Source organism: Acetivibrio straminisolvens JCM 21531 (assembly GCF_000521465.1).
In the GTDB taxonomy this organism is placed as follows: Bacteria; Bacillota; Clostridia; order Acetivibrionales; family Acetivibrionaceae; genus Hungateiclostridium; species Hungateiclostridium straminisolvens.
In genome coordinates this window covers 100,555-111,518 of sequence record NZ_BAVR01000004.1, presented here as the reverse complement: position 1 = coordinate 111,518, position 10,964 = coordinate 100,555, and the positions used below count along the sequence as shown (strand labels likewise).

Sequence of the window (10,964 nt, the reverse complement as noted above, 5' to 3'; positions counted from 1 at the left end):
CAAATAATATACATAAAGTTGAACTTTGGAATACATGTGGAAAACCAAAATATTGGACAGTTCTGTTTTTTATATGCGATAAACAAGACTTTCCTGAGCAAATTTCCAAAGTAATGATTTCAGAACCGGATAATGGTCTAAATTAGTTTGTAGATTTTAAGGCAGGTAACGTAAAGTTTATCGTATTTAAGGATAAGATTCTAAAGTATCATATTGGAAATCAGATGGAAAAAGATTATGTATGTAATGAATGCCGCAAAATGGGTATTTCAGACAATGAGATGAATTGGCCGGAATAACGGATAGAGAAAAGAGAGTATCTTTACGGTTCTTTCTAGAGTTGGGTGAAGTAAACTTAAAAATATGGTACAATAAATAAAAATTGAACATAAGAAAAGGAAAATTTTTCAAAGATGGAAAACTATGCCCCCATGCAGAATATACAATGCCTATTTGGAATGCAATGCTTAAGGCTGACTTGCTTGTTTTTGCTGCTCCGGTATATGCTTTGCACACCCGCGCTCAAATGAAAGCGTTGCTTGATCACTTATGTTGTCACTGGATGGTTCATCGGCCTGATAAAGCAATGTTTACAAAGCGTGCCGTTATTCTTATGAACAGCATTGGTGCTTCAAACAGGGAAGCGCAAAAGGATATTGCAACCAGTCTTCAATGGTTGGGAATTTCCGATGTAAGATGTCTTGGATTTGGGCTGATAGAGGGAGTTAATTGGAAAGAATTATCCGATAAGCGGAAAAATAAAATTAATCGAAAGGTCATTAATCTTGCTGAAAAGTACGTTTCGTTTAAACCCGGACACATGGGACTTAAGGTAAGAGTTCTGTTTAATATATGTAAAATGATTCACAAAGGACTGCTGAAAAAAGAAGAAACTCCTTCTGCTGACAATCAGCATTGGATTGATAACGGGTGGATATAATAAAAAAAGTGAGGGAAGTAAAATGAGATCAAAAGAAGACTTTTATTCTGTGGTGCAAGAAATCAGGTCAATTTTAAAAGATCCGGAAAACCTAAAATGTTCCTGTCCGAAAGTGAAATGCGAGTGGCACGGCAAATGCCAAGAGTGTGTGGCATTACACATATACTATAAAGACCATGTGCCTAATTGTTTTCAGCAATTTATAAATGACAAAATTAAGGCGATAGCTCAGATTGGCGAATTAATTGTACACGAAAAAGAAAAAACACCTTCCGAGTATTGGGATTATGTTCGTGAGCAGGATGAGAAAGCGAAAGAATAGGGCGTAGTGCCGGAAGTTTAATATTAAAAGATTTCTTCATTTAGTAATTCGATACACCTATTATAAGGAGCTTAAATAATTATGGACTTTCAACAAGCAGTATTGGAAATAAATACTGATAATAAAAAAGTATTACTTCAAGCACTAAAGGTAATATCAAGAGTAGCTTTTCACAACCCCAATGCGGTTGAAACAATAATTGCTGATATTAAAAATAAGTTACATCATAGTGATGAGGATATTTGCTCATATGCCTGTTGGACAGCCGGCCAAATCGGAAGAAACAGACCGGAGTGGTATAGTGATAAAATACGAGAAAATGCACTATTTGCATTAGGATGGATCGGAAGGGCTGATCCAAGATTAGTAGAGAGCAGAATAGAAGAAATAATACATATGTTTAGAGATAAATGTGCAAAAGTCAGGCACAGTATGATTTGGGCATCTGAAAATATAGCAAATACAAAGCCTGAGATTTTTGAAAAGTACATAGACATTTATGAAAGTTTACTGGATGATCCGGATACTGAGTATGTAAGAGGTGAATCACCGGAATTCTTTAGAGTAATGGGAAAATCAAGACCCGACATAGTAGAGAGATCTATAAAGAAGCTTGAGAAAAAGCTGGAGGATGAAGACAGAGTAACACGTATTCACGCAAAGGGTGCTTTAAAAGTTATTCTTAAAAACATGGAATAATGATTAAAAGGATTTTGACGTGTAGGAGGTCAAGAATGGAAGTTAAACATATTAAGGAAAATAAAAAGGATTTTTTAGATTTATTACTCCTGGCAGATGAACAGGAGGATATGATCGATAAATATTTAGACCGTGGAGATGTATTTGCCCTATATGATGGAGATTTAAAAAGCATCTGTGTTGTAACGCAGGAGGGTGAAAATATATTTGAACTGAAAAACATAGCTACATATGAAAAGTACCGTGGAAAAGGTTACGGAAGATACCTGATAAATTATATATTTGAGTACTACAAGGATAAGTGTAAAACATTTCTAGTTGGTACAGGAGACGTTCCTCGGTCAATTAGATTTTATGAAAGCTGTGGATTTAAAGTATCACACAGAGTTGAAAATTTTTTTACAGATAACTATGACCACCTTATGTATGAGGACGGGGTTCAATTGGTTGATATGGTTTATTTAAAGAAAGAGTTCTGAAGTATGCCTCTTACAGTTGCATAATCCGTAAAGCGGAATTTGAAAAATGTTTACAAAGAAGAATAAAGGTTGATAAGTAAAATGAAAAAACTTTGTGAAATGAACAACGAAGAGTTGAGGAGATTATTTCCGATAACAATTACTGAATACAATAAAGATTGGCCCAGGCTTTATAGCGAAGAAAAATTACATATTGAAAAAGCAATTGGAGTTGAAAACATTTTTAGAATAAACCATTATGGAAGTACGTCAATTCCCGGAATGATAGCAAAGCCAACAATTGATATTTTGCTTGAAGTATTTGAACATGTTGAGAATGACTACATAATAAGAAAGATGGAGTCCATCGGTTATATCTATAGCCCTCAGGTTGATAACCCTCCTCCGCATATGATGTTTCTAAAGGGATATACTCCGGAAGGATTTAAAGGTCAAGCTTATCATGTCCACGTGAGATATGCTGGAGATTGGGATGAATTATATTTTAGAGATTATTTGATTAGTAATCCTGATTTGGCTGAAAGGTACGGTAAGCTCAAGCTGGAACTTAAAAAGATATACGAATTTAATCGTGATGGATATACAGAAGCAAAATCCGAATTTATAAAAGAAGCGACACGGGCCGCGAAAAATGAATTAAAAGGAAAGTATGTACCGGCATTTAATTTATGAATCAAATAGGCCTCCTTATGATTTGCATTTTTTATTTCTCACAGCAAAAACAGAGGAAGCGGATATTATAAAAGGATTGGGCCTGGGAGCAGATGATTATTTGACAAAACCTTTTGGGGTTCAAGAGCTTCGTGCAAGAGTCGATGCCCACATTAGAAGGGAGCAAAGAAAAAAGATAAACTCGATTAGTGTAGGTAAAACTAGATTTTCAATGTCCGGTAAAGAGTGCTTTGTTATGGATAATAAGATTCCTCTTACCAAGAGTGAATATGAAATATGTGAGTATTTAGCCCTTCATCACGGTCAGGTCTTTTCAAAGGAGCAAATATTTGAATATGTTTTTGGATTTGAAAAGGAAAGCAATTTAAGCGCAATTGCTGAGCATATTAAAAATATCCGGGCAAAATTCATGCAATTTGGAGAAAAACCAATTAAAACAGTCTGGGGGATAGGGTACAAATGGGAGTGAAAAAAAGCAAAAATCTTCGAACGATTTTATTGAGTATGTTGTATCTCTTGGGGCTCTGATTATTACTTTGTTTTTAGTCAATTACTTCATGGTTGCTTCAACTTCTATGTTGTATCCCGCAAATTATTCTGAAAAAGTGATTGAAAAAAATTATGAAAAGCTAAAGAATTCCCCCAAGGTAACAATGGAGCTGTTAACACCAATGTGTAGTTTTGGTGTTTATTCAAAAGATGGACACTACTTATATGGAAATTTTTCTCCTAAAAATGAGAAAACGCTTTGGGATGCTTATAGTAAAGGGGACAAAACAGCAGTTTTGTCAAAATATATTGTTGGGATTGTGAGAGAAAACGATATATTGATTATTAGATACCCCTTAACGATGCAATTTAAAAATGACAAATTGAGAAGAGCTTTACCCAATGCAGAACTGGTTACTCTAATTTTGTTTCTGCTTCAACTGGTTACAATAATTGTCTTGTGGTCCAATCGATTTGCCAAAAAGGTCAATGTTGAATTGCAAACCCTTCTTGAAGCTACGGAAAAAATACAGGAACAGGATTTGGATTTTAGCGTGGGTAGCAGCAATATAGAAGAGATAGGTATGGTCCTTAACGGGATTGACAAGATGAAAAGCTCTTTAAAGATTTCGCTGGAGGGACAGTGGTTATTGGAGAAGCAAAAGAGGGAGCAGGTTGCAGCATTGGCCCATGATATAAGAACACCTCTCACTATAGTCAGAGGAAATGCCGAATTGCTTAAGGAAACGGAGTTGTCGGAGGAGCAAAAAAACTACTGCGAGTATATAGTCAAAGGCAGTCAGTAAATAGATGCATATATTCAAAAGTTATTGAGTTTTACAAAAAAGGAAATTGATAAAGAACAACCGGACGAAAATATCAAGGTTACAAAAGTTTTAAATTCTTTAAAAATTCAAAGTGAGGCTTTAAGTCAGGCAAAAAAGATTAACATAGTCTGGAAAGTAGATGTTGAAGACAATTTATATATTAAAGGTTCTGAAAATGAATTCGAACGTGCAATTATGAATATAATTAAAAATGCATTTGATTTTTCTCCGGAGGCCTCAACAATTACGATATATAGTGTTGCGGATAATTCTGAACTGACTGTCAAAGTAACTGACCAAGGCAAAGGCTTTTCTAATAAGGCACTAAAGTATGGAAAAGAGCAATTCTTTATGGAGAATGAAAGCAGGTCAAAAAACGGGCATCACGGGTTGGGATTATTTTTAGCAAATACCGTTATTACAAAATACAAGGGAGAACTTATATTATCGAATGACAAGAATGGCGGAGGGGACGTTACGGTTAAGATTCCTGTATTTCGAAAGGAAGAATAATCAAAGCTTTAATGATTCGTCTGTTTTTATGTGATAAAATAATTTTAAATGGCAGGTAAAAGAAGGTTAGGCTCATCCTTAATTCCTTAGCAATAGAATAAGATAATCCGATTTGAAAGGCATAAATTCAGTCAACGAATGAGTGAAATACTGAGATTTATTAACAAAAGTCAGGAGGTCAGAATGAATCAGGATATACTCAAGCGGGCAGGGGAGATTATTGAAAAAAACACAGGAGAAGGAACATACTGTGTATTGGCTCAGATAGATATGGATGGTTATCCTACAGTATCTACAATTACAGCTTCAAAAGCTGATGGAATCAACTGGATTACTTTCTGTACCGGATTAGGCGCACCAAAAACTAACCGGATTGATAAATGTAACAGGGCCAGTGTTTGCTTTAATTCAGATGACTACAACATTACTTTAGTTGGGGAAATCGAAGTATTGACCGATCCGGAGATAAAAAGAGAGATGTGGTATGACGGTCTTTTAAATCACTTCAGCGGACCGGAAGATCCTTCTTATTGTGTTCTGCGCTTCAAATCAAAACGTTATAATCTATTGGTCGACTGGAAGGAAGCAAGGGAGAATTATAATAAAGCCAATCCATACGAGGCATAGACTCCGGTAGCTATATATGAACATATTACGCTATTATGTGATTAAAAAGTCTTTGCTTTATTATGTTAACGTGATATAATGAAAAAGTATTTTTGATTGAAATTGGGGGAATTAAAGATGAGAAAATTAAAAATGAAGAAACTAATGTCGCTGCTTTTAGCGCTAACAATGGTTTTGGCTTTGGCAGCTTGTGGCAGTAGGGAAGCCAATAAAACACAGGATGGAAGTGATTTGGATTACGTAAAAGGTAAAGGCAAGCTAATCATTGGCTACACCAATTATGAGCCTATGAATTATACAGATGAAAATGGCGTTTTTACCGGTTTTGACACAGAGCTGGCAATGTTGACGTGTGAGAAGCTGGGGCTTGAACCTGAATTTGTTGAAATCAACTGGGATACTAAAGAAGTGGAACTGAATGCAAAATCTATCGACTGTATTTGGAATGGATTGACAATTGATGATGAACGTAAGGCCAAAATGGAAATTACCAAGCCTTATGTAAAGAATGCTCAGGTGGTTTTGGTGAAGGAAGGCACTGCTTATAACGGAACGGAATCCTTAATAGGAAAGACCGTAGTGGCTGAGCAGGGTTCGGCCGGTGAAAACACCGTTAAGGCTGATGATAATTTGAAGCAGGCAAACTTTGTTCCTAAGACATTGCAGACAGATTGCTTGATGGAATTGAAATCCGGTACTGCTGATGCAGCTGTGTTGGACTTAACTTTGGCAAAAACAATGACCGGTGAAGGTACTAGCTATAATGATATTGTTATTGTTGATTACTTGGCTGAAGAGGATTATGGAGTGGCCTTCCGCAAAGGTTCTGATATTTGCGCAGAAGTGAATAAGATTTTCGATGAATTTTTTGAAGATGGTACAATGGCAGCATTGGCTGAAAAGTATGGATTGGAACTTGCAAAATAAGTTTTTTATACATAACAAATTGAGCTAAGGGCAGAGGGATAATCCTCTGTCCTAGCGTTTGTATATTGGGGTAAAAAAGTATGAATGAGATTTTGGTAATTTTCGGTCGTTTGTCTGAGAGCTTTTTGCTCAATTGTAAGCTTTTTATATTAACACTTTTGTTTGCACTGCCTTTAGGATGGTGATTGCTTTTGGTTCAATGAGCCGTTTCCGTCCTCTTCGCTGGGTGGTGCGGACTTTTGTCTGGATAATCCGTGGAACGCCGCTGATGCTGCAACTTATAGTAATTTTCTTTGGGCCGGGTCTTTTGAATATGCCTTTTTCCTGGCCAAGCGGTGAATCGGGACGTTTTGTTGCTGCAACCGTTGCTTTTATTATCAACTATGCTTGTTATTTTTCGGAGATTTATCGAGGCGGTATTGAGAGCATACCAGTGGGACAATATGAAGCGGGCCAGGTTTTGGGCATGAAAAAAGGACAGATTTTCTTTCATGTAACACTGCTGCAAGTAATAAAGCGTATTGTTCCTCCAATCGGCAATGAGGTAATTACCTTGGTGAAGGATACGTCTCTTGCCCGTATTATTGCAAATAAAGAAATTATTATGATGGCTGGAGAATACACCAATAAAGGACTTATCTGGCCTCTCTTTGCTACAGGTATATATTTCCTTGTTTTTGGTGGAGTGTTAACCGTACTCCTTGATTGGGTAGAGAAGAAGCTTAGTTATTTCCGTGTTTGAAAGAAGGGGTTTTGTTGGCTTTTTTAGAAGTAAAAGGTATTGAGAAAAGTTTTGGAACCGTACAGGTTCTGAGAAAGATTGATTTTTCATTGGAAAAAGGAGAAGTAATCTCCATTATAGGTTCATCCGGCAGCGGAAAGACCACATTGCTCAGGTGCCTTAATTTTCTGGAGCGGCCTGATAAAGGAAGCATCATTGTAAATAATGAGGTAATTTTTGACGCAATGGACCCTGCCACTCAACGGGAAAGTGAAGTAAGAAAAAAACGTCTTCATTTTGGATTGGTTTTTCAAAATTTTAACCTGTTTCCTCAATATACAGTTTTAAAAAATGTTACATTGGCGGCAGAACTTTTAGCCAAAGAACGCCCTGACTTCAAACAGAATAAAAAAGCTATTTTGAAGGAGATTCAGGATCGGGGAAAAATGCTTCTTTCCCAGGTCGGTCTATCGGATAAGTTGGACTGCTATCCCCATATGATATCCGGCGGACAGCAGCAGCGTGTAGCTATTGCCAGGGCTTTAGCTCTAGAGCCGGACATTTTGTGCTTTGATGAGCCTACTTCTGCCTTAGACCCTGAGCTTACCGGGGAAGTGCTGAAAGTAATTAGGAATTTGGCGGATCGTAACACGACGATGATTATTGTGACTCATGAGATGGATTTTGCCCGGGATGTGGCAGACCGTGTTATCTTTATGGATGGTGGCGTGATTGTTGAACAGGGGCATCCACAGGAAGTGTTTGGAAACCCTAAAGAAGAGAGAACTAAGCAGTTTCTGGCCCGATATAAAAAAGATTAAGATAATAGCATATAGAATTGATGAATTTATAAGTTTGGATTATTGACGTGGAGGGGATACTTTCACGTCTTTTAATTTGGCCTCTTGGAATGAAATGAGAGAGGCAAAAGAGAAGGGACTCGATGTCCCGAGCTTTTATTTATAATTATAAAAGGAGAAAGTGTTATGGCGTTGTGGATTGCCTCCGATAAAACATTGAAAAATATATAGAAATTATTCTCTTTTAGTGGTTATATTATAAGTATAAAGTAATAATGGAGAGAAAGAGTGAGTCATATGTTCTTTTTCGCAATCTTTGGCATACAGGATAAAGATAAGTATATAGGTACCTACAACAATATTACTTGTTTGTCATGTGGAAGATTGGCCAGATATGAAATTTACAAGTATTACAGATATTTTCATATATTTTTTGTACCTATTTTCAGATGGAATGTTAAATATATTGTTAAAACATCATGTTGCGGCTGTCTTTATGAGTTGGATCCTTTCGTAGGAAAGGAATTTGAAAAAAATCCTTCCACAGAAATCAGGGAGGAAAATCTGCAGAAGATTAACTGTTATTCGCCTTTCAAATATTGCGCAAATTGCAAAACCGATGTACCTGCAGAATATAATTATTGCCCTTATTGCGGAGGGAAATGTTAGTTCTTAAAAGAAGAATAATTGTTGTTCTGCTATATGCAGATTTATACTCTTTCAAAAGAAACAAGATGGGTTCTTACTTATACCGTAGATATTTTTATAGTAAATATTGACTTTTTCACAGCGATTAAATTAATATGTTTATAATTAGTGTTGTACAATAAAAATGTAAATTTTTATACAGCTATCCCAATTTAGTAGTAGCAATATCCAATTATTTGCTTTTTAATACGTGACTCTAGTATCAGTAAATTAAATTTGTCATTTTTCTGTTGATTTGTAGTGTAAATTGAACAGCATGGAATATTGTGCACGCAAGGAGCCTGGGAACCTGCAGTTTACCGTTGATAAAATTGAATTCGCAAGATTTTCGAGTATTGTGTCTTAAAGTATATTGAGGAGGCTGTTTTATATGAGATTAACCTTAAAAAACATATGTAAAATAAAAGAGGCAACGGTAGACCTTAATGGTATTACTGTTATTGCCGGTGAAAATAATACCGGTAAAAGTACTGTTGGGAAGATATTATATAGTGTTTTTAATAGTTTTTATAAAATAGATGATCAAATATACAAAGAAAGAGAAGAAAGTATAAAACATATTTTATCACCGGTATCTTTTAATGCTTACATTAAAACGGAACACGGTAGTTTTATCGAGGCTTTTATAAGCTCCATAATTAACGACGAAGAGAAATATAAGAGCAATCCTGAATTACTAAAACAAGAGTTGAGAGATTTTGTTGTCCAGCTTGATAAACACAATATGCAGTCTTTGGCACAATTTCCTCAAGAAGAAATGGTAAACAGAATATTAGAAGTCATTAGCATTCCTCGTGATGTAATTCTAAAAACAATACTTACAAAAAAAATTAATACAGAATTCAACGGACAAGTTAATAATATTTATGCCAATAGCAAAGGTGGCATAGAACTTATAATTAATAACGAAACGATTTTAATTGAAGTTCAAACTCATAAAGTTCAATCTATTTCAAATGTACTCAATTTAAACACCGAGGTAATATATATTGATGACCCGTTTGTTTTGGATGAAGGTATGTATAGGGGATTTCCGTTAGGACGTTATATAGATCATAGGCACCATTTGAAATTAAAATTGTTTGATAATTCCAAAGATAATGTTATAAATGAGATGTTAACTGCAAATAAACTGGAAAACATCTATTCGAAGATTAACAATATCTGTAGTGGTGAGTTGGTTAAAAATAAGTATTCCAACTATGGATATAAAAAAACTGGAGAAGATGAAGTTCTAGAACTTAGAAACATATCTACCGGATTAAAAACTTTTGTGATATTAAAAACACTTTTGTTAAATAGGAGTTTAGAAGAAAATGGAACAATAATTCTTGATGAGCCGGAAATACATCTACATCCGGAATGGCAGTTAATTTTTGCCGAATTGATAGTTTTATTGCAGAAAGAATTTGGCGTGCGTATTCTATTAAACACTCACAGTCCGTATTTTTTAAATGCTATTGAAGTTTATGCTGCAAAGCACAAAATTGCGGATAGGTGTAAGTATTACATTGCTGATTTGGATGAAGATGCAGCAATTATATCTGACGTTACAGAGAATATTGAAGAAATTTATCGAAAACTAGCCGGACCGCTTCAAGATTTAGAAAATGTGAGGTATAACAATGATTAAGGTTGATGATTATGAAATTTTTAAGATAAATATGACCACATTAAAGGAAACATCGAAAGATAAGCATAATGATGGTTCTGAATATTCCATGACGGATTCATTATTAGAAGTTGTAGATTTTGATAATGTTAAAAATCATTACATTAGAGATTTGGACTTGGCTACTACTCCTAAATCAAATGATGCACTTTTGATTAAATCCGATGGAAAGTCGGTTTTTATTGAGTTTAAAAATGGCTGTGTAAAAGAATATGATATTAGGAAAAAGATATACGATAGTTTGCTTATATTAACTGATATTATTAATAAAGGAATCAGCTATACCCGACAACACACAGACTATATTTTAGTATATAACGGGGAAAAGAATAATACTACCGATGAAGATCCTAAGACCCGGGTGCAAGTATCGGAGTCAAGAGATAGAATTGCAAAAACATTTACTAAATGGGGTAAGACGAATTACATTAAATTTGGCTTACATATTTTCAAAAATTACTGTTTTAGAAATGTATGTACATATACTAAAGATGAATTTGAAAGTTTTCTAAGTTCTTTAAATGACGACAACCATTTTTAATAGCTGTGTATTTTAAAAGCAGGTGAC

General features: G+C 35.1%; 13 protein-coding genes and 2 pseudogenes. All 15 read left to right on the top strand.

From position 1 onward, the window contains the following. The first annotated feature begins 382 nt into the window (after window positions 1-382). The 15 genes and pseudogenes from JCM21531_RS01955 to JCM21531_RS01890 all read left to right on the top strand — a co-directional run bounded on the left by JCM21531_RS01955 (window position 383) and on the right by JCM21531_RS01890 (window position 10,937). Window positions 383-940 (top strand): NAD(P)H-dependent oxidoreductase, encoded by a 558-nt coding sequence (locus JCM21531_RS01955; RefSeq protein ID WP_243467071.1) that lies wholly within the window; start codon window positions 383-385, stop codon window positions 938-940. Between the two features lie 22 nt (window positions 941-962). Then, window positions 963-1,262: a hypothetical protein gene (locus tag JCM21531_RS01950; protein WP_038286983.1), complete on the top strand. Its 300-nt coding sequence runs from the start codon at window positions 963-965 to the stop codon at window positions 1,260-1,262. An 81-nt stretch (window positions 1,263-1,343) separates the two neighbouring features. Next, window positions 1,344-1,961, top strand: a complete 618-nt coding sequence (locus tag JCM21531_RS17550; protein ID WP_054846965.1) for a HEAT repeat domain-containing protein — start codon at window positions 1,344-1,346, stop codon at window positions 1,959-1,961. A 35-nt stretch (window positions 1,962-1,996) separates the two neighbouring features. Further along, a complete protein-coding gene (locus JCM21531_RS01940) occupies window positions 1,997-2,440 on the top strand; it encodes a GNAT family N-acetyltransferase (protein WP_038286981.1) in 444 nt (147 codons plus the stop codon). An 81-nt stretch (window positions 2,441-2,521) separates the two neighbouring features. Next, window positions 2,522-3,112 (top strand): GrpB family protein, encoded by a 591-nt coding sequence (locus JCM21531_RS01935; protein WP_038286980.1) that lies wholly within the window; start codon window positions 2,522-2,524, stop codon window positions 3,110-3,112. Between the two features lie 19 nt (window positions 3,113-3,131). Beyond that, window positions 3,132-3,581 (top strand): annotated as a pseudogene (locus JCM21531_RS01930) (response regulator transcription factor); the annotation flags it as partial. Window positions 3,582-3,687: 106 nt separating this feature from the next. Continuing rightward, window positions 3,688-4,407: a histidine kinase dimerization/phospho-acceptor domain-containing protein gene (locus tag JCM21531_RS20105; protein WP_243467070.1), complete on the top strand. Its 720-nt coding sequence runs from the start codon at window positions 3,688-3,690 to the stop codon at window positions 4,405-4,407. A gap of 24 nt (window positions 4,408-4,431) precedes the next feature. Continuing rightward, window positions 4,432-4,941 carry an ATP-binding protein gene (locus tag JCM21531_RS20100; protein ID WP_243467069.1) on the top strand — a complete coding sequence of 170 codons (510 nt, stop codon included), beginning with the start codon at window positions 4,432-4,434 and terminating at the stop codon, window positions 4,939-4,941. A 183-nt stretch (window positions 4,942-5,124) separates the two neighbouring features. After that, on the top strand, window positions 5,125-5,568 hold the full coding sequence (locus JCM21531_RS01920; protein ID WP_054846964.1) for a pyridoxamine 5'-phosphate oxidase family protein: 444 nt from the start codon (window positions 5,125-5,127) through the stop codon (window positions 5,566-5,568). A 117-nt stretch (window positions 5,569-5,685) separates the two neighbouring features. Then, the gene (locus JCM21531_RS01915) at window positions 5,686-6,495 is read left to right on the top strand and encodes an amino acid ABC transporter substrate-binding protein (RefSeq protein ID WP_038286977.1); all 810 of its coding nucleotides are present in this window, start codon (window positions 5,686-5,688) and stop codon (window positions 6,493-6,495) included. 80 nt (window positions 6,496-6,575) lie between these two features. Next, window positions 6,576-7,237, top strand: a pseudogene (locus tag JCM21531_RS01910) (amino acid ABC transporter permease). 14 nt (window positions 7,238-7,251) lie between these two features. Then, the gene (locus tag JCM21531_RS01905) at window positions 7,252-8,037 is read left to right on the top strand and encodes an amino acid ABC transporter ATP-binding protein (protein WP_038286975.1); all 786 of its coding nucleotides are present in this window, start codon (window positions 7,252-7,254) and stop codon (window positions 8,035-8,037) included. 276 nt (window positions 8,038-8,313) lie between these two features. Continuing rightward, entirely contained in the window at window positions 8,314-8,685 is a 372-nt protein-coding gene (locus JCM21531_RS01900; RefSeq protein ID WP_038286973.1) for a zinc ribbon domain-containing protein, read from the top strand. 409 nt (window positions 8,686-9,094) lie between these two features. Next, window positions 9,095-10,357, top strand: a complete 1,263-nt coding sequence (locus tag JCM21531_RS01895; protein WP_038286971.1) for an AAA family ATPase — start codon at window positions 9,095-9,097, stop codon at window positions 10,355-10,357. Further along, window positions 10,350-10,937: a hypothetical protein gene (locus tag JCM21531_RS01890; protein ID WP_038286970.1), complete on the top strand. Its 588-nt coding sequence runs from the start codon at window positions 10,350-10,352 to the stop codon at window positions 10,935-10,937. The genes JCM21531_RS01895 and JCM21531_RS01890 overlap by 8 nt, the downstream gene beginning before the upstream one ends. Window positions 10,938-10,964 lie beyond the last annotated feature (27 nt).